An 18,882-nucleotide genomic window follows, 5' to 3' on the forward strand; every position below is an offset into this window, starting at 1 on the left:
CACGTCCACTGTCCACCAGGCCCTCCCGGCGCCCGAAGCGCCGGGCTACCACGACCGCTCCCCGGAAGGCGAGCGGCAGACTGGAGCTCCACGATGGCCAAGCCTCCTGTGCGCAAGCCCAAGAAGAAGGTCAACCCGCTGCAAGCGGCGAAGATCGAGACGATCGACTACAAGGACACCGCTCTCCTGCGCAAGTTCGTGTCCGACCGCGGCAAGATCCGCGCCCGTCGCGTGACCGGCGTGTCCGTCCAGCAGCAGCGCGAGCTCGCCAAGGCGATCAAGAACGCCCGCGAGATGGCGCTGCTGCCCTACACGAGCACTGCTCGCTGAGAGGGGACGACACCATGAAGCTCATCCTCACCCAAGAGGTCGCCAACCTGGGCGCCCCCGGCGACGTGGTCGAGGTCAAGGACGGCTACGGCCGCAACTACCTCATCCCGCAGGGCTTCGGCCTGCGCTGGACCCGCGGTGCCGAGAAGCAGATCGACACGATCCGCCGTGCCCGCGCCGCCCGCGCGGTCAAGGAGCTCGAGCAGGCCAAGTCGCTCAAGACGAGCATCGAGGGCCTGAAGGTCAAGCTGGCGGCCCGCGCCGGCGGCACCGGCCGGCTGTTCGGCGCCGTGACGCCCTCCGACGTCGTCGAGGCCATCGGGGCCAACGGCGGCCCGGTGGTCGACAAGCGCGCTGTCCACATCGTCGAGCCGATCCGCACCCTCGGCCGCCACGAGGTGCGCGTGCGCCTCAACGGCGACGTCGAGGCCAAGCTCAACGTGGACGTGGTCTCCGGCTGAGCACCGCCTCCGGCTGAGCACCCGCTCCACCTGCGGCGTCCCGCGCCGCGCACGAGGCCCGTCACCGTCCTGCGAAGGACGGCGGCGGGCCTCGTCGTGGGTTGGGGCACTCCTCCAGCGGGCATCTGCGCGGCTTGGAGTGCCGTCCCAGGGAAGCAGGTGTGCTGTGCGAGCGGTGGTCTACCGCGGGCCGTACCGGCTGCGCGTGGAGGAGAAGGACGTGCCGCGCATCGAGCACCCGAACGACGCGATCGTGCGGGTGACCCGGGCGGCGATCTGCGGGTCCGACCTGCACCTCTACCACGGGATGATGCCCGACACCCGGGTCGGCTCGACCTTCGGGCACGAGTTCATCGGCGTGGTCGACTCGGTGGGCTCGTCGGTCGAGAGCCTGCAGCCCGGCGACCGGGTGATGGTGCCGTTCAACATCTACTGCGGCTCGTGCTTCTTCTGCGCGCGCGGGCTCTACTCCAACTGCCACAACGTCAACCCGAACGCGACAGCGGTCGGCGGCATCTACGGCTACTCCCACACGACCGGCGGCTACGACGGCGGCCAGGCCGAGTACGTTCGCGTGCCCTTCGCCGACGTCGGCCCCTCGATCATCCCCGAGTGGCTCGACGACGACGACGCGGTGCTGATGACCGACGCGCTGTCGACCGGCTACTTCGGCGCGCAGCTCGGCGACATCGAGCAGGGCGACGTCGTCGTGGTCTTCGGCGCCGGCCCGGTCGGTCTGTTCGCCGCCAAGTCCGCCTGGCTCATGGGCGCCGGCCGCGTCATCGTCATCGACCACCTCGACTACCGGCTCGAGATGGCGCGCACCTTCGGCCACGCCGAGACCTACAACTTCAGCCACTACAAGGACATCGTCGTGGAGATGAAGAAGGCGACCGGGCACCTGGGCGCCGACGTCGCGATCGACGCGGTGGGCGCCGAGGCCGACGGCAACCTGCTCATGCACGTCACCACGACCAAGCTCAAGCTGCAGGGCGGCTCGCCGATCGCGCTGAACTGGGCGATCGACTCGGTGCGCAAGGGCGGCACGGTCTCGGTGATGAGGGCCTACGGCCCGCTGTTCAGCGCGGTGAAGTTCGGCGACGCCTTCAACAAGGGCCTGACGCTGCGCATGAACCAGGCGCCGGTCAAGCGCCAGTGGCCCCGGCTGCTCGAGCACATCCGCAACGGCTACCTCAAGCCCAGCGACATCGTCACCCACCGCATCCCGCTCGAGCACATCGACGAGGGCTACCACCTCTTCTCGGCCAAGCTCGACGGCTGCATCAAGCCGATCATCGTCCCGAACGCGGCCTGAGGAGGCCCTGGTGACCTACACCGCCGACAAGCCGCCCCTGCCCGAGACGGTCGAGCAGCTGAAGGCTCGCATCCCGGGCTGGGGCGCCGACCTCGACCCGGCCGACCGGCCCGCGGTGCCGCGCGAGCGCTTCGACCCGGCGGCCAGCGGCGCCCACTGGGACTTCCCCGAGCGCCAGCCCGAGACGTACCCGCGCGAGCGCTCGATCGAGCACGCGATGCTGACGCCGGTCTTCGGCACCTCGTGCCCGCCGAAGGGGCTCTCCGGCGTCATCCGCCGCTACTCCTACGCCCGCTTCAGCGAGGGCCGGGCCGCGCACTGGCTGCTGCTCATCGCCGCCGACCGCGTCGACTCGCTCGAAGGGGTCGTCAGCTCGATCGCCAGCGGGCGGCCCGACCTGCCCTTCCGCGAGACCGGGCTGCGCGGCGAGGTCTCGGCCCACGGCATCGCGTCGCGCCGGGGCCAGGGGCGCGTCGACAACGTCCACCAGCCGCTCGACGCCCTGGTCGTCGCCGGGCCGTGGGTGCTCGGCGTCGGAGCGGCCGTGGCTGCCGTACGCGCGGTGCGGCGCCGAGCGCGCGCCTGACCGGTTCCCCGGTGCGGGCTCAGGCGCCCGTGCGCACCCACGCGTCCTGGCGCCAGCGCACGACCAGCGTGACGGCGCGCGCGAGGAGGAAGGCTCCGAAGGCGAGCCACAGCGCGACCAGGCCGCCGCCGCGCGCGTGCACCAGCAGGGCGAGCGGGGCGTAGACGGCGAGGGTGACCAGACCGGCGCGGGCGAGGTAGGGACCGTCGCCCGCGCCGATCAGCACGCCGTCGAGCACGAAGACGACGCCGGCCAGCGGCTGGAGCAGCGCGACGACGGCCATCGCTGCGGCCAGCTGGTGGCGCACCTGCGGGTCCGAGCTGAACACCGGCCCGAGCACCGGGCTCAACGCCAGCGTCAGCACGCCGAGGGCTGCTCCGCCACGGGCGCCCCACACCAGCATCCGCGCTGTCACGGCGCGGGCCTGGTCCTCGCGCCCGGCCCCCAGCCACCGGCCGACCAGCGCCTGGGCGGCGATCGCGAGCGCGTCGAGCGCCATGGCGAGCAGGCCGAAGGCCGTGGAGGCGATCTGGTGGCCGGCGAGCGCCGGCTCCCCGCCCGGCGTGCGCGCCGCGACCCACGTCGTCAGCAGCATCGCCGCCCGCAGCGTGACGGTGCGCAGCAGCAGCGGCACCCCGGCTCGTCCGACGGCGCCGACCCCCGCCGCGTGCGGGCGCCAGGAGACGCCGCGCGCGGACGCAGCCCGCACGACCGGCACGCTGAGCACGGTCGCCATCGCGACCTGCACGACCGCTGTGCCGATCGCCGACCCGCGCAGCCCGAGGCCGACGGGGTGCACGAGCACGATGTTGAGCCCGGTGTTCGCGATGGCGGCACCGAGGCCGACGACCAGTGGCGTACGCGTGTCCTGCAGGCCGCGCAGCACGCCGGTCGCGGCGAGCACGACGAGCATGCCCGGCAGTCCCAGCAGCCCGATGCGCAGGTACGCGGTGGCGCCCTCCAGCGTCGCCCCGCTGCCTCCCAGCGCACGGACCGCCGCCCGTGCGAACGGCTGGCCGGCGACCGCGGCCACCATCCCGATGCCTGCCGCGAGCCACATGCCGTCGAGCCCGCGGCGCAGGGCGCCAGCGAGGTCACCAGCGCCCAGGCTGCGGGCGACCGACGCGGTGGTCGCGTAGGCGAGGAAGACGCAGACGCTGGCCACCGTCGCCAGCGCCGCGGCGGCCACGCCGAGCGCCGCCAGCGGCACGGTGCCGAGGCGTCCGACGACCGCGGAGTCGGCCAGCAGGAACAGCGGTTCGGCGACCAGGGCCAGCAGTGCGGGCAGGGCGAGCCGGACGACCTCGCGGTCCAGCTCGCGACCCGCAGCGCCCGACACGACCGCCAGCCTAGGGACCGTGCAGATTGATGTTGTCCACAGCCGGTGGATTTGCATCTGCGCAGGTGGGGAGCCGCGTGTCGCACCTTCGCCACAGTTGTCCCCAGCTCTGTGCACAGGTCCTGCACACGCCGGTGGGCGTGCTGTCCCCAGGCCGTCCCCAGGCTCGCGCACAGGGCTGCTTGATGCGACGGACGATCCTCCCTAACGTCGCTCGCGGTCGGGGAGCGTGCGGCCCTGTCAGTGGTCGGTAGTACACATGTTCGAGGCCGGTGCGGGACGCGCGCCAGCCACGGACGGCGAGGAGGAGCACAGCAGATGTCGGTCGCCGAGGTCTACATCGCCGACCCGACCGACGGGCGCAGCAACGACCGGCTGCCCCCGCAGAACGTCCCCGCCGAGCAGTCCGTCCTCGGCGCGATGCTGCTGAGCAAGGACGCGATCGCCGACGTCGTCGAGGTGCTGCGCGGCAACGACTTCTACCGGCCGGCCCACGAGCTGGTCTACGACGCCGTCCTCGACCTCTACGGCCGGGGCGACCCGGCCGACGCCGTCACCGTCGCCGCCGAGCTGACCAAGCGCGGCGAGATCGCCCGCGTCGGCGGCGCGACCTACGTCCACACGCTGGTCTCGATGGTGCCGACGGCTGCCAACGCCGGCTACTACGCGGGCATCGTGCGCGAGCAGGCGATCCTGCGCCGCCTCGTCGAGGCCGGCACCAAGATCGTGCAGATGGGCTACGCCGGCGACGGCAACGCCGACGAGGTCGTCGACCGCGCCCAGGCCGAGGTCTACGGCGTCACCGACAAGCGCGCGAGCGAGGACTACCAGCCGCTCTCCGCGATCATGGAGGGCGCGCTCGACGAGATCGAGGCCATCGGCTCGCGCGGCGGGCAGCTCGTGGGGACGCCGACCGGCTTCGCGGACCTCGACGAATTGACCAACGGCCTCCACGGCGGGCAGATGATCATCATCGCGGCCCGTCCGGCGGTCGGCAAGGCGCTCGCCCTCGACACCCCGCTGCCGACGCCGTCCGGCTGGACGACGATGGGCGAGGTGTGCGTCGGCGACCAGCTGCTGACCGCCGAAGGCCGGCCGACGACGGTCGTCGCGGCGACCGAGGTGATGGTCGACCGGCCCTGCTACGAGGTGCACTTCTCCGACGGGTCGGTCATCGTCGCCGACGCGCAGCACCAGTGGCTCACCGAGACGCGGGCCTCCCGCCGGTCGGCGCAGCAGGCGGCCACCGGCTACAACCGCTACCGCAACCAGCGGACCTTCGCCGAGGTCCGTACCACCGAGGACATCGCTCGTACGCTGCGCTGCCCCACCGCCGACCGCCGGCTCAACCACTCGGTGCGCAACGCTGCGCCGCTCGTGCTGCCCGAGCGGTCCCTGCTCGTGGCGCCCTACGTGCTCGGCGTCTGGCTGGGTGACGGTCACAGCGCGGCGGCCCGGTTCACCACAGCCGACCCGGAGATCGTGACCTACGTCGAGGGAGAGGGCTACGTCTGCTCGGAGCAGGCTGGGCTCAACTACGGCATCGCGCTCGCCGCCCCGGAGCGGCTCGTCGCCCGCTCGTGCGTCGTCTGCGGGGCGAGCTTCGTACCGAAGGCCCCTCAGGTCCGCTGCTGCGGCCAGTCGTGCGGCGGGAAGGCCCGCTTCGTCTCCGACCCGGTGCCTGCTCCTACGTGCTCCTCGTGCGGCGGCCCCTGCAAGGGAGTCCTCGGGCTCTGCGCGGCGTGCCGCGCGACCGAGGCATCCGTCCAGGCGCAGCTGCGCGAGCTGGGGGTCCTCGGCGACAAGCACATCCCGACCGACTACCTGCGAGCCTCGGTGCAGCAGCGGCGCGACCTCCTCGCCGGTCTCATGGACACCGACGGGACGGTGCTGCCCTCCGGCGTCCTGCAGTTCGCCGTGACCTGCCGGCGGCTGGCCATGGACTTCCGCGAGCTCGTGGTCAGCCTCGGCATGCGCTGCACCCTCACCACCAAGCGGGTCAAGGGACGGACGGCCGAGACCTCGACCGCCTTCGTCTTGACGTTCAGCAGCGACGAGGACGTGTTCCGGCTCGAGCGCAAGCGGTTGGCGCACAAGGAGCGAGGTGCTCGCCTCTTCCAGCGCCGTGACAGCCGCTTCGTCACCGAGGTCCGTCGCGTCGCGTCGGTGCCTGTCCGCTGCGTCCAGGTGGACGACGAGTCGCACCTCTACCTGGCTGGCGGGACGATGATCCCCACGCACAACTCCACGCTGGCGCTGGACTTCGCCCGTGCCGCGGCGATCAAGAGCCAGCTGACAACCGCTTTCTTCTCCCTCGAGATGGGGCGCAACGAGATCACGATGCGCCTGCTCTCCGCCGAAGCGCGCGTACCGCTCCACCACATGCGCACCGGCTCGATGACCGACGACGACTGGAACCGCCTGGCACGTCGCATGGGTGAGGTGTCCGAGGCGCCGCTGTTCATCGACGACTCGCCCAACATGACGATGATGGAGATCCGAGCGAAGTGCCGGCGGCTCAAGCAGCGCCACGACCTTCGCCTGGTCATCGTCGACTACCTGCAGCTCATGCAGTCGGGCAAGCGCGTCGAGTCGCGCCAGCAGGAGGTCTCGGAGTTCTCCCGCTCGCTCAAGCTGCTGGCCAAGGAGCTCGACGTGCCGGTCATCGCGCTGTCCCAGCTCAACCGTGGTCCTGAGCAGCGCACCGACAAGAAGCCGATGATGAGCGACCTGCGTGAGTCCGGCTCGCTCGAGCAGGACGCCGACATGGTCATGCTGCTGCACCGCGAGGACCTCTACGAGAAGGAGTCCCCGCGCGCGGGCGAGGCCGACATCATCGTGGCCAAGCACCGCAACGGCCCCACCGCGACCATCACGGTGGCCTTCCAAGGCCACTACTCCCGCTTCGTCGACATGCAGTCGTGAGCAGCTGAGCTCGGGTCGCCCGACGCCGCGCTAGCCGGGCTCGGTCCGCAGCTGCTCGGCGAGCTGCACAGAGGCCGCGATCTCGGCCCGCCGGATCGAGACGCTCTCGACGTTGAAGCCGAACGGCACGCCCAGCCGGCGGCAGAACGCAGCGAGGTCCGCTGCGGTGGCCGAGCAGTGGTCGAAGGACGCCGACAGCGGGTCGTCCGACCTCTCCATGTCGTTGCACATCCAGCGAGGGACGTCCACACCGAGCCACTGCAGGAACGCCAACGTCTTGAGCGACCCGCACACCGAGAGCGTGAAGACCACCGGGGCAGGTTCGAGGTCCCGGTCGAGGCAGGCGTAGAAGTAGTCCGATGCCATGCTCTTGGCCGCGTCAGCGTCGTAGACGACCTGGGTGACGAAGAACGACGCCCCGTCCTCCTGCTTGCGCAGCATCCGTTCGTGCTCCTGGCCGCTGCTCGTGTGCCGTTCAGGGATCGCGACAGCACCCAGGGGCAGCGCCGGGGACGTGCTGCGCCAGAGCGCGAGCGCCTCAGTGAGAGTGGAATGCACTGGTTTGGTTCGCGAGGACGAGCCGACGAACACCGTGCTCACCTGCCGAGGGTCCTGTGCGACGAGCCAGGACCGCAGGTCGGTCGGGTCGTACTTGCCCACGCACCGGTAGACGACGAGCGGACGGTCCCAGTCGGCGAGGTGGCGCGAGCAGAAGTCGCCGGGGTCCTGCGTCGGCAGGTAGGGGAACGGCCGCTCGTCAGGGTTGCGGTCGCTCTCGTCGTCGATGTCGTAGACGACCAGCGCGTCGAGGTCGAGCGGGCGGAGCCGCTCGATGGTGACATCGGCGATCCGCTGTGCCTCCTCGGGCGAGGCCGACCCCCGAGGTGGCGTGATGCTGAAGAAGAGCCTCTCGCGCTGCTGCGACGGGTCCACTGCTGCTTCCTCCCGGGCTTGCCAGCGGGCCACCCTACGCAGCGCGCGCGACAGGACCGCGCGACAGGGAGGCTGCCGCCGACCGGGTGACGGCGGTTCAGACCCGCCTGTGCCCCCGCCGACAAGACCTCCGAGGCGGTGGGACGACGCCGCACACCGCCCGGAGGAGAACAGACGTGCACCGCCGCCAGCGCCTCGCCCGCACCACCACGGCCGCCGCCGTGCTCGTGGCGGCAGCGCTCGCGACGGCACCGGCTCCGCTCGGTGCGGCCCCCGGCGCTCCGACCACCGGTACGAGCGGGGCCACCACCGGCACGGGCGCGACCACGAGCGTCGACGCGCTGATGGCGCGCACGGGCATCACGCGTACGAGCAAGCCGCGTAGCGTCGTCTCGGTCGGGACGCCGACCCTGCGCCCCGGCCAGCGCACGTCCTACACGGGCGTCGGGCTGAAGCCCGGTGCCGTCTCGATCTCCCTGGACGGGCGCACGAAGCTCGGCACGACCAAGGCCGACCGCGCAGGCAGGGTCCGCGGCTTCCTCACGGTCCCGAGGGCGGCGAAGAAGGGCCGGCACAGCCTCGTCTTCGTGTCCGGCAAGATCAAGCTGACCGTAGCCATCGCCGTCGTGGCTATGCCGGCCATGCCGGTCCCCGCCCCGCGCACGCCCACGATCCCTGCCGTCAGTGCGCCGGTCCCGACCGCCCCCACGACCGACCAGCCTCCGGCACCGACCGTCCCGGCCGAGCCCGCGGCACCCGCGCAGACCACTTCGCCCACCGTGCCGGTCCAGTCCCCCGTCCCGACGGTCAGGGTGACCCGCACCTACGCGTACGCGTACACGGCAGTCGAGAACGGCGTCAGCCACCCGGCCCAGGTCAGCGGCACCGAGTACTCCGACGGCACGGTCGTCGAGTCGGTGTCCTGGGACGGCGCCTACCACCACACCGACACCTACGCGACCGACGGCACGGTCACCACCACGTACCCCGACGGCCACCACGTCGTGAGCTACCCCGACGGCTCCTCCGACGTCTACGCCGTCGACGGCACGGTCACCCACCGGCCCGCACCGTCCGCGCACACGACGACCCCGCCCGCAGCGCTGGGGCACTACGCCTTCCTCTACAGCAACGGCTACGGCGGCGGGCACTGGAACGGGTGCCACGTCGTCACGTACCGCGTGAACCCGACCGCCCTGCCTCCCGGGTTCATGACCGACCTGGCCACCGCCCTGAGCAAGATCCACGACGTGACCGGCCTGAGCTTCCAGTACCTCGGTGCGTCGTCCTACGTCCCCTGGGGCAACGGCAGCGGCACGATCCCCGCCGCCGACGCGGACGCCGACCTGTTGGTCGCCGCAGCGGATCCGTCGGAGTCGGCGCAGCTCACCAGCAGCACCATCGCCCTCGGCGGCAGCAACTACCAGGTCCCGTCGGGGCGCGAGCCGCAGATCTACCGCGGCTTCTACCTCTTCAACACGCAGTACGACTCGCTGGCCGACGGCTTCGCGCCCGGCGTCGACAGCAAGGGCTACGTGATGCTGCACGAGCTGGGGCACGTCCTCGGCCTCGACCACGTCGGCGACGACCCGGGCGAGGTGATGTACCCCTACATCAACGGCGCGTCGTTCGACGGCGGCTACGCGAGCGGTGACCTCGCCGGCCTCCACGCGCTCTACGCCAACCCCTGCTTCTAGGTCACGTCCCGCCCACGCGCAGCACCTGGCCGAGCTTCTGCCGCCGCCGCAGCGACGACTCGACGACCACGAGCACCGCGACGCCGGCAGGAAGCAGCACGAGCGGCACGACGACGGTCCACGGGACGGCGAGCGCCGGGTCGCTCGGCTGGCCGGTGACCAGGCGCAGCGACAGCGACCTCAGGGCCGTACGCGCCAGCACCGTCCCCAGCACCGTCCCTCCGGCGGCGGCGAGGAGGGCGGGCGGCAGCAGCTCGCCCGCGACGGCCCGGCGCGCCTCGACCGGGCGCAGGCCGAGCGTCCGCAACCGGGCCAGGGTCTGGCCGCGAGCGGGGGCGGTGGCGGCCGCGCCGAGCACGAGGCCCAGCAGCGCGAGCGCCAGCATCACCGTCGCGGTGAGCTCGGCCAGGCGCAGCAGGGCCTGCGGCAGCGGTGAGGTCCGCCGCTCGTGCTGCACGGCCTCGCGCACGGTGATCGCAGCGTCGGGACCGGCCAGCCGGCGCAGCACCGAGGCCGCGCGGGGCCCGGTCGCCCACACCGTGTCGGGCGGGGCGTCGGCCCCGGCTGCTGCGAACGAGGCCGCGTCGACGACCACCAGCGGTCCACCGTCGCCCAGCGGCGGTGCACCGCCCACGACCTGGAGGGCCACCGGCTCGCCGTCCCACCGCAGGGCGAGCTTCCCGCGCAGCAGCGCGGGGTCCGCGGTGCGCACGAGTGCCGGCACCCGGCCGCCGGAGAGCCCGTGCAGCCGGGCCAGCTGCGGCGCGTCGGGCAACGGCGTGGTGGCCAGCAGCCGCTCGAAGGCGGGTGCGTCGGCCACCACGAGGCGCGCGCTGCCGGTGCTCGTGCCGCTCACCAGCGCGACGTCGGAGACCCGGGCGGGGACCGCGATGCGTACGCCGTCGCTCCCCGCCGCCCGCCCGGCGAGCGTCCGCACCGACGCCGACGCCTGCGTGTGGAGCTGCGCGTCGGCGCCGACCGCGAACCAGGCGCCGTCGGCCTGACCGCTGGTCTGCGTCGCGGCGAGGCACAGCGCGAAGCCGGCCAGCGCGCTGCCCACCGTCACGACCAGGAAGGGCAGCGGCCGCGCAGCGGTCGTCGAGGCGCGGGCGGCGACGACGAAGGGCACGGTGCGCGTACCTCGCCGCAGCCACCCGCGCGCCAGACGAGCGCCCAGCGGGAGCAGCCGCAGCAGCACGAGCGCGCCCGTCGCGGCGACCAGCGTGGGCGCGAGCGCCGGCAGCAGCGCACCGCTGACGTCGTCGGGCTCGACGGGCACGACGCCGCGCTGCCGGAGCGCCACGAGCGCGGCGGCGGCCGCGAGCAGGACGGCGACCTCGAGCGCACCCCGCCGCAGCTGGGCGGTGCGGGCGAGGCTGCGCCGGGCCGACCGGTTGGCCGGCGCCCGCCTGCCGCCCGTCGAGCGGGCGGCGGCGCGCACGCCGAGCAGTGGCGGAGCGAGCAGGGCGACGGCCAGCACCGGCACCGGCCAGGTCAGCGACGGCGGCCGGGAGCCGAGGACGCGGGCGGCCAGCAGCCCCGCCGCGGCCGCCGGCACGGTGACCAGCACCGACTCGACGGCGAGCTCGGCGAGCAGCCCGGGCAGCGAGGCGCCGCGGACCCGGAGGTCCGCCAGCGTGGCACGCCTGCGGCGGACGAGCTGCTCGGCCGCGAGCACGAGCACCAGGCTGGTCGTCAGCACGAGGCCGGCGAACAGGAGGGCGGCCTGCGCCGTCGCCGTCGCCACCCGCCGGCGCGCGCCGTGCAGCACCCGGTCGAGCTGGCTGCGCCACGTCGGAGAGCCGTCGTCACCGCCCCCGTAGCGCGCCTCGAGCCGCACGACCGCGCCGGCGAGGACTGTGGAGCTACCCCGGTCGAGCCGCGCCGGTGCCGGGGCGAACGACACCGCGCGGGTGAGGTAGTCGGAGTCGAGGGCGACGCGCGCGTCGGGCAGCGAGGTCGGCGACAGCAGCCCGCCGACCACCGTGCGGCGGACGAGCGCACCGACGTACGCCTGTGGCGCGAGCAGTCCCGGCGCCTGCTGCCAGGCCGGGTCGAGCGGGTCCACGGGCCGGAACACCCCGCTGACGCGGATGTCCATGTCGCGCTGGAGCGGGTCGCTGGCGTCGAGCCGGTCGCCGGGGCGGAGGTGCAGCGCCGCCGCCGTCTGCTCGGACACGCCCACCTCCACCGGCCACGGCCCGGAGTCGGGGGGCACGACGACGGCCGGCTCCCGGGCCGTCGTGCCCGGAGCAGAGCCCGCCGTCCAGCTCACCCGGGCGCCGCGCCCGCCCGAGACGTAGGCCAGCTGGAGCACGTCGCCCGCGCCGTGCCCGGACAGCTTGAGGTCCGCGGAGGTGATGCTCGCGGCGGGCGGCTGCAGCGCGGCGGCCAGGTCGCGAGGGATCTCGAGCCCGGCCAGCTCGACGCTGTCCCGGAGGGTCGCTGCCATGCCGGGGTCGCGCTGCTTGGGGTCTTCGGCGTAGTCGGGCTCGAAGGGGACGGTGTAGACGAGGTCGGCGTCCGCTCCGGCTCGCGCCACGAGGTCGCTCACCGCCAGGTCCGCCGCGTGCCCGACCGCGGGCGGCAGGCCCGCCGCCAGGGCGGTGCCGAGCACGACCACGGCACCCGCGAGCGCGAGCGGACCGCGGTCGGCGCGCAGCCGGCCGACGACGCTGGGCAGGTGCAGCCGCGGCAGCCTCACGACGCCACCCTCAGGTGCGCCGTGTCGGCCCGCCGGACCTGCACGCTGACGACCAGCGCGGTGAGTGCGAGGCAGCCGAGCAGCACGCCGCCCACGAGCGCGACCTCGGTGCCCCACGGCCACTGCTCGAGCACGGCCGGCGTGGGCTCGGCGCCGAGGTCGGAGCGGACCAGCCGGGTGGCGAAGGCCGCCGAGGTGACGGCGCCGACGACGGTGCCCGTGGAGAGCAGGAGGGCCAGCACCGCGCCGTGCTGGACGAGCAGCGCGGTGAGGATCGCGCGCCGGGGGAGCCCGAGCCCGCGCAGCCGGGCCACCTCGAGGGCTCGCGACTCGAGGTCGGCGGTCACGTGCAGGGTGGTGCCGACAAGCGCCAGCAGCACCGCCGCCACGAGCAGGACGCCCAGCGCGGCAGGCAGCACGACCCGCAGCGGTCCGCGCGCGAGCTCGTCGTCGAGCTCGCGGCGGCTGAGGACGTCGCCGATGTCGAGCGCCCGCAGCCGCGCCGCCGCGTCGGCCCGCTGGGGGTCGCCCACCCACCAGCCGTCGACCGCGGGGTCGAGCTGCCCCGCGCCGACCAGCGCCCGCGAGAGCAGGTCGGCGTCGGCCAGCAGCGCGATCCCGCCCGAGAGCGAGGGCACGTAGGGCACCTCGGCCGCGACGCGTACGCGGACCGTCGTCGCGCCTACCGTCACCGCGAGCTCGTCGCCCACCGAGCTGTGGATCGTCTGCAGCAGTCGGTGCGAGGCTGCGACGGGGACGACCTGCGGACGGTCGAGGGCCGTGGAGAGCACTTCCGCCCTCCCGTAGACCAGGCCGGGCACCGACACCGCCGCACGGGTGCGCACGTCGGTCGCCCCACCCGCGCTGGTGACCTGGACGCCGGCCGCGGTGACGACCTGCTCGCTCCCGGTCGATCGGTCGCTGCCGGTCGGGGCGGCGGACCAGCCGGTGGACCCGCCGGTCGCCCCAGGCAGGTGCACCGTGACGGACACGTCGGTGCTGGGCGGTGCGGGCCCTGCGTCCTGGTCCACCGTCTCGAAGCGCAGCGCGACACCGACCAGCTGGAGCCCCGGTGGCAACGGCACGTTGAGCACGAGCGGGTGCGGGGAGCCGTCGAGCCGGACAGGCGCAGCGTAGGTGAGCGTCCGCAGGCCCGTGGCGTCCTGGGTCAGCAGGCGGGGGGTCGCGCGCAGCTCGGCTCCGGCCGAGGCGGTGCCGCTGATCGTCACGCCGGTCGACGGGAGAGGCACTCCGACGATCCGGGAGGTGGGCCTCAGTCGAGAAGCGCTCGCAGCCCACGTCGTGCCGCGCCAGCGGCCGTCCCGGCGCCCGCGCAGCAGGGCGCCCGCGTGCGCGGTGTCGACGGCGAGCAGGCGGGGGGCCAGCCCCTGCTCGCCGACGAACCAGCCGACGGCGACGGGGCGGTCCGTGACCGGCGAGACGGTGCCGCCGGTCGCGGCGGCCACTCGCGCTCCCTCACCCGGCTCGGGCGGCGCCACCAGGCTCACCGAGGCGTCGGTGCCCACGCGGATGTCGGCCTGGTCGTGCTGCGAGCGCTGCCACGTCGAGCCGAACGACGCGCCGAACGTCGTCACGGCCGCGGTGAGCGCGAGCAGCAGTGCCGCGGCCACCGCGCGGGGCCGGCGGGCCGCCTCGAACGCGGCGAGCGGCAGGACGAGCGCGCGCGAGCGGCGCGCCAGCGCGTCGACGCCGCGCAGGGGCAGCGGCACCACCCGCAGCGCCACCACCGCACCGGCGAGCAGGCACAGGGCGGGGGAGACGACGCGTACGACGTCGGTGCGGGCGGTGCTCGCGGCGGGCTGGTCGCGCAGCTGCCAGACCCCCACGAGCGCCAGGCCGACCAGCAGCAGGTCGGCACCCGAGCGGGCCGCCAGGCCGCGCCGGCTCGGCCGCGTCGACGAGTGCTCGCCGCGGTCGCGGCGCAGCGCGGGCAGCACGAGCACGGCGGCGAGCGCGACGGCTCCGAGCACCACCGCCTGCAGCTGGGCGCCGTCGCTGGACGGCCCCGCAGCCAGGCCGGCGCGCTCGAGGACCGGGAGGTGCGTGAGCCCGGTGTGCGCCAGGGTGGACAGCGGCACGGCGACCACCGACGCGAGGGCGGCCAGCACCGCGGCCTCGAGCGCGGCGGTGGCCAGCAGCTGGCGCGGGCCGGCCCCCAGCGCCGCGAGCAGCTCGGTCTCGCCCGCCCGCAGCGCCGTGACGAGCCGGCCGGCCAGGCCCAGCGCCGTCGCCGTCAGCGCGATGCCGAGCAGCACCACGACCAGCACCACCGTGCGGGTGGCCGACTGCTGCGTCCGCGCCACCGCGAGGGTGCGGGGCAGCTCGGACGAGATGCGCTCGGCCGCCGGTCGCTGGCGCAGCGCGGCGGAGAGACGGGGGTCGGCGGCACTCAGCCGGGCGGACACCTCGGCGAGCCGCGCGCCCGTCACCCCCGTCAGCACCGGCGACGCCGTGACGTCGAGCCGGTCGACGGTGGAGCCGCTGGTCATCAGGTCGGGCAGGGCGACGACGAAGGGGCCGTAGGCCTGCGCCGGCTCGGTGCTGTAGCCGTCCTGGTAGGCGATCTCGACCCCCGCGCCGCCGAGCGGGTCGCGCTCCCAGCCGGCCGCGGGCCGCGGCCGGAAGGTGCCGACGACCCGCACGTCCACCGGCGAGACCGAGTTGCCGCCACCGGTCTCCGCACCGAGCGCGACGCGGGTCCCGGTCGACAGGTGGAGGGCGCGCGCCGTCGCCTCGGGCACCACCGCCTCGAGCGCACCGCCTGAGCCGCCGGCAGCGGGCCACCGGCCCGTGAGGAGGTCGGCGCGCTCGGTCAGGGCGTCGAGGGCCGAGAGGTAGCCCAGCTGCCGCGACCCGCTGCCGCCGTCCCCCAGCCGGCGCATCGCCGAGGAGAACCGACGGGTGCTGGTGGAGCCGAGCGGCTCGAGGACCCAGCGGACCACGCCGCCCGCACCGGAGGCGACGGAGGTCACGTCACCGCCGCGTACGCCTGTGGCGATGGCGGTGACGTCGAGCTCCTTCGGCTGCGCGCGGACCACGGCGACGTCGAGCGCGCGCTCCTGCGTGCGCGTGAGCAGCAGCGCGCTCACCCCCAGCAGCGTCGCGCCCGCTGTCACGACGGCGAGGACGGCGGCGAGCAGCGCGAGCTGGACGCGTGCCCGCAGGAGCAGGAGCCCGAGCACCGCTAGCCCGTGACCTGACCGTCGGAGATGCGCACGACGCGGTCGGCCAGCTCCATCATCACCGGGTCGTGCGTGGCGATCAGGGCGGTGACGCCCTCGGACTCGACCACCGCGCGCAGCAGCGCCATGATCTCGAGCCCGGTCTCCGGGTCGAGCTGGCCGGTCGGCTCGTCGGCGACCAGCAGGCGGGGTGAGGCGGCGAGCGCGCGGGCGATGGCCACCCGCTGCTGCTGGCCTCCGGACAGCTCGCTCGGCCGCTGCTCGGAGTGGTCGGACAGCCCGACGAGGTCGAGCAGCAGCGCGACGCGGCGCTCGCGGTCGGCCACGGGGGTGCGCTTCATGCGCAGCGGGACGCCGACGTTCTCGGCCGCGGAGAGCACGGGCACCAGCCCGAAGGTCTGGAAGACGTAGGTCACCGACTCGCGCCGCAGCCGGCTCAGGCCCTCCTCGTCGAGCCCGGTGACCTCGGTGCCGTCGACGCGCACGCTGCCCGCGTCCGGCCGGTCGAGACCGCCGATCACGTTGAGCAGCGTCGTCTTGCCCGACCCGGAGCGCCCGACCAGCGCCACCATCGTGCCGGCCTGCACGTCGAAGGAGACCTCGCGCAGCGCGTGCACGGCCCGCTCGCCGGACCCGAAGCTGCGCCGCACGCCCCGCACGGAGACCATCGGCTCCGCGACCACCTCGGCCGTCATGCGCCGGTGTCGGGGCGGATGGCCACCTGGTCGGTCTCGAGCGCGAGGCGCACCCGTCGGGTCAGCGCCAGCGCCTCGCGGTAGTCCTTGGGCACCTGTACGCGTCCGGCCCGGTCCATGATCGCGTACTCCTCCGCGACGACCCGGTGCTCGCCGTCGGCCCCGGTCGTCGAGCGCCGCAGCACCTCGCTGCTGGTGCGGCCGGCGCGGATGGCCACGGTCCGCTCGACCTGGCCGCTCACGTCCGGGTCGTGCGTGACCATGACGACGGTGACGCCCAGCTGCGAGTTCGCGGTGCGCAGAGCGCCGAAGACCTCGCCCGAGGTCTCGGTGTCGAGCTCGCCGGTCGGCTCGTCGGCGAGCAGCACCCGCGGCCGGTTGGCGAGCGCGACGCAGATCGCGACGCGCATCTGCTCGCCGCCCGACATCTGCGCGGGACGGCGCCGCGCGCAGTGCGCCACGCCGACCGACTCGAGCAGCTCACCCGTACGGCTCCTGCGCTCCCTGCGCGGCACGCCCGCCAGCGTCATCGGCAGGTCGACCATCTGAGCTGCGGAGAGGTAGGGCACCAGGTTGCGCGCCGTCTGCTGCCGGACCAGGCCGACCGCGTGGCGGCGGTAGTGCACGCGCTCCCTGCGCGACATCGACATGAGGTCCCAGGAGGCCACGCGCGCCCGACCCGCGGTGGGGGCGTCGGTCCCGGCGAGCAGCGAGAGCAGCGTCGACTTGCCCGAGCCCGAAGCACCGATGATGGCGACCATCTCGCCCTCGTGCACCAGCAGGTCGAGCCCCTGCAGCGCCTGCACCTCGATCGAGCCGGTCTGGTAGATCCGCACGAGGTTGTCGCACACGATGAGCGCGTCGTGGCCGAACTCCTGCTCCGGCCCGGCACGTCGTGCGCTCAGCGGCCCGTCGAGCAGGGACACGCGGATACCTCCAGGGACGTGGTCGGCCGCGCGCAGACTAGCCCGCGACCTGCTGGTGCCGCAGCGGTCGACACCGAACCGCAACCTGGCACCGGCGCGGCAAGGGCCGTGCGACGCTGGGATGCATGGCACCCGACCGCTCCGCGATGCTCGCTCTCTACGAGCGCTACCTCGCCTGCTGCAACGCGCACCGGGCCGACGACCTGGGCGAGTTCGTCTCGCAGCACGTGAGCGGTTCCGGGCCCGTCGACGGGCTGGCGGCCTACATCGAGAGCGTTCGTGAGGTCTACGTCGGCTTCCCCGACTACCGCTGGGAGGTGCAGGACGTGTTCGTCGACGGCCGCACGATCGTCGCGCGGCTGTTCGGCTCCGGCACGAACACAGGCACCTTCAGCGGCATCGCGCCGACCGGGCGGCGGATCCGCACGCAGGAGCTCGTCGTCTACCAGGTCGAGGACGGGAAGATCGCCCACTGCTGGGGCGACCTCCACCCGGTCGTCCGCGACGCGTTGTCGGCCGTCGTCAGGGCAGCTGGATGACGCCTGCGGTGATGGGGGCCTGCTCGCCGTAGGGCGCGCCCGTGATCACGAAGACGCCACCCGAGCGGCTCCACGAGCTCGGGCTGGTCAGCGGGATCGTGAAGCGGCTGTAGCCGCGCGGCATCGGCGTGCTCATGCGCTCCCACGCGCCGGGGTCACCGGCCGCCCGGTTGATGACGAAGTCGACGTCGTCGTTGCAGCTGACGATGATCGTGCCGTCCTTGCCGCCGTAGTCGGCCCACGAGACCGTGGGTGCCGAGGCCGGGGCGTGGCCGTCCTGGTCGAGCAGCTCGATGGACGGGGACGCGTCGAACTCCTCGGGGTCCCTCGCGAGCTTGTAGTGCACCGGGTAGTAGGTCGCGCTGACGCCGTACTCGTAGGTCATGATCCACAGGTGGTTCGTGATCTTCGCGACGGTCGTCATGCCCGGCCGCTTCGCGTAGTCCGTGCCCACCGCGTCGTTGACGACCGGACCCCAGGTGCGGAGGTCCTTGGTGGTCTGGTGCGCCAGCTTCTGGCCGTAGAGCGGGTCGCGCTGGTCGGAGTAGTAGCAGATCAGCCGGCTGCGGTGCAGCAGCAGGAACGGCTCCCACACCGGCGTGAACCCGTTCTCCGCACGTGGCGCTCCGCCCTCGGCGACCGTGCTGAGGAAGCTCCAGGTCTTGCCGCGGTCGGTGCTCGCCCAGAGGACGATGCGGGTGCTGTTGAAGTCGAGCGAGTTGCCGGCGCACAGGATCGCGCCCTGGGGCAGGCCGCCGAAGGGCCGCTGCAGCTCGTAGAACGACGGCTGCAGCCAGATCCTGCCCTCCTCGCCGCCCACCGTGCTGAGGTAGTGCCACGTGCGGCCGTCGTCCTCGCTGCGGTAGACCGGGAACCCGCCGGGGCTGCCGAGGCTGAACTGCTGGAAGGTCGCCAGAGTGGTGCGGGCCGTGCCGGTCTGCGGGCCGCCCAGGCGGATCGCGCGCGCGTAGGACGCGCCGGGCCCGTCGAACACCGTGACCGGGCCGAACGGCGTCTCGCCGTGCCGGGCCCTCGACCTCGCCGACGCCGCCGACGCGGGCGCCGCGGTCCCGAGCGACAGGCCGACCGCGGCTGCCGCAGCCGCGCTGCCGCCGAGGAACGCGCGGCGCGACACGGGGGTCGGTCCGGGCCTCGAGCCCTGGTGCTGCCCCGCCTCGACGGCCCTGGGGAAGCTCTGACGATCCTGCATGGGTCACCTCGCCTGTGAG

General features: G+C 74.0%; 14 protein-coding genes. 7 read left to right on the forward strand and 7 right to left on the reverse strand.

Annotation, left to right across the window (positions count from 1 at the left end; genetic code table 11):
• Positions 1-93 precede the first annotated feature (93 nt).
• The 4 genes from rpsR (at position 94) to CLV35_RS04040 (ending at position 2,692) form a co-directional block, all read left to right on the forward strand.
• Positions 94-330 (forward strand): 30S ribosomal protein S18, encoded by a 237-nt coding sequence (rpsR, locus tag CLV35_RS04025; protein WP_121192086.1) that lies wholly within the window; start codon positions 94-96, stop codon positions 328-330.
• A gap of 14 nt (positions 331-344) precedes the next feature.
• Positions 345-791: a 50S ribosomal protein L9 gene (gene rplI, locus CLV35_RS04030; protein ID WP_121192087.1), complete on the forward strand. Its 447-nt coding sequence runs from the start codon at positions 345-347 to the stop codon at positions 789-791.
• 166 nt (positions 792-957) lie between these two features.
• Complete coding sequence (locus CLV35_RS04035) at positions 958-2,106, forward strand: zinc-dependent alcohol dehydrogenase (RefSeq protein WP_121192088.1); 1,149 nt, start codon at positions 958-960, stop codon at positions 2,104-2,106.
• A 10-nt stretch (positions 2,107-2,116) separates the two neighbouring features.
• Entirely contained in the window at positions 2,117-2,692 is a 576-nt protein-coding gene (locus CLV35_RS04040) for a hypothetical protein (RefSeq protein WP_121192089.1), read from the forward strand.
• Positions 2,693-2,711: 19 nt separating this feature from the next.
• On the opposite strand, the gene CLV35_RS04045 is transcribed toward CLV35_RS04040, so the two are convergent.
• A complete protein-coding gene (locus CLV35_RS04045) occupies positions 2,712-4,031 on the reverse strand; it encodes an MATE family efflux transporter (RefSeq protein ID WP_231121463.1) in 1,320 nt (439 codons plus the stop codon).
• A 318-nt stretch (positions 4,032-4,349) separates the two neighbouring features.
• Here CLV35_RS04045 and dnaB point away from each other — a divergent pair, with 318 nt between their 5' ends.
• Positions 4,350-6,956: a replicative DNA helicase gene (gene dnaB / locus CLV35_RS04050; protein WP_121192091.1), complete on the forward strand. Its 2,607-nt coding sequence runs from the start codon at positions 4,350-4,352 to the stop codon at positions 6,954-6,956.
• A 30-nt stretch (positions 6,957-6,986) separates the two neighbouring features.
• On the opposite strand, the gene CLV35_RS04055 is transcribed toward dnaB, so the two are convergent.
• Positions 6,987-7,889 carry a methylenetetrahydrofolate reductase gene (locus tag CLV35_RS04055; RefSeq protein ID WP_121192092.1) on the reverse strand — a complete coding sequence of 301 codons (903 nt, stop codon included), beginning with the start codon at positions 7,887-7,889 and terminating at the stop codon, positions 6,987-6,989.
• Between the two features lie 176 nt (positions 7,890-8,065).
• On the opposite strand from CLV35_RS04055, the gene CLV35_RS04060 reads away from it, so the two are divergent.
• Positions 8,066-9,586 (forward strand): matrixin family metalloprotease, encoded by a 1,521-nt coding sequence (locus CLV35_RS04060; RefSeq protein WP_121192093.1) that lies wholly within the window; start codon positions 8,066-8,068, stop codon positions 9,584-9,586.
• A 1-nt stretch (position 9,587) separates the two neighbouring features.
• On the opposite strand, the gene CLV35_RS04065 is transcribed toward CLV35_RS04060, so the two are convergent.
• Genes CLV35_RS04065 through CLV35_RS04080 form a run of 4 tightly spaced genes read right to left on the reverse strand, consistent with a single transcriptional unit; the run spans position 9,588 to position 17,108 of the window.
• A complete protein-coding gene (locus CLV35_RS04065; protein WP_121192094.1) occupies positions 9,588-12,290 on the reverse strand; it encodes an FtsX-like permease family protein in 2,703 nt (900 codons plus the stop codon).
• Positions 12,287-15,493, reverse strand: coding sequence for a permease (locus CLV35_RS19895; RefSeq protein WP_183061657.1), 3,207 nt, complete (start codon positions 15,491-15,493; stop codon positions 12,287-12,289). Before CLV35_RS19895 ends, CLV35_RS04065 begins: the two co-directional genes overlap by 4 nt.
• A gap of 2 nt (positions 15,494-15,495) precedes the next feature.
• Entirely contained in the window at positions 15,496-16,188 is a 693-nt protein-coding gene (locus CLV35_RS04075; RefSeq protein ID WP_231121464.1) for an ABC transporter ATP-binding protein, read from the reverse strand.
• Positions 16,185-17,108, reverse strand: coding sequence for an ABC transporter ATP-binding protein (locus tag CLV35_RS04080; RefSeq protein ID WP_183061713.1), 924 nt, complete (start codon positions 17,106-17,108; stop codon positions 16,185-16,187). Before CLV35_RS04080 ends, CLV35_RS04075 begins: the two co-directional genes overlap by 4 nt.
• A 131-nt stretch (positions 17,109-17,239) precedes the next feature.
• Here CLV35_RS04080 and CLV35_RS04085 point away from each other — a divergent pair, with 131 nt between their 5' ends.
• Positions 17,240-17,653 (forward strand): ester cyclase, encoded by a 414-nt coding sequence (locus CLV35_RS04085; RefSeq protein ID WP_121192095.1) that lies wholly within the window; start codon positions 17,240-17,242, stop codon positions 17,651-17,653.
• Here the strand turns inward: CLV35_RS04085 and CLV35_RS04090 are convergent.
• On the reverse strand, positions 17,637-18,863 hold the full coding sequence (locus tag CLV35_RS04090; RefSeq protein ID WP_231121466.1) for a hypothetical protein: 1,227 nt from the start codon (positions 18,861-18,863) through the stop codon (positions 17,637-17,639). The two genes, CLV35_RS04085 and CLV35_RS04090, sit on opposite strands and share 17 nt — an antisense overlap.
• Between the last annotated feature and the right edge of the window lie 19 nt (positions 18,864-18,882).

It is taken from the genome of Motilibacter peucedani (genome assembly GCF_003634695.1).
Classification (GTDB): Bacteria; Actinomycetota; Actinomycetes; order Motilibacterales; family Motilibacteraceae; genus Motilibacter; species Motilibacter peucedani.

Coding starts and splice junctions, on each gene's coding strand:
- CLV35_RS04075 (WP_231121464.1), bottom strand. CDS start 16,188: ATGACGGCCGAGGTGGTCGCGGAGCCGATGGTCTCCGTGCGGGGCGTG.
- rplI (WP_121192087.1), top strand. CDS start 345: ATGAAGCTCATCCTCACCCAAGAGGTCGCCAACCTGGGCGCCCCCGGC.
- dnaB (WP_121192091.1), top strand. CDS start 4,350: ATGTCGGTCGCCGAGGTCTACATCGCCGACCCGACCGACGGGCGCAGC.
- rpsR (WP_121192086.1), top strand. CDS start 94: ATGGCCAAGCCTCCTGTGCGCAAGCCCAAGAAGAAGGTCAACCCGCTG.
- CLV35_RS04085 (WP_121192095.1), top strand. CDS start 17,240: ATGGCACCCGACCGCTCCGCGATGCTCGCTCTCTACGAGCGCTACCTC.
- CLV35_RS04090 (WP_231121466.1), bottom strand. CDS start 18,863: ATGCAGGATCGTCAGAGCTTCCCCAGGGCCGTCGAGGCGGGGCAGCAC.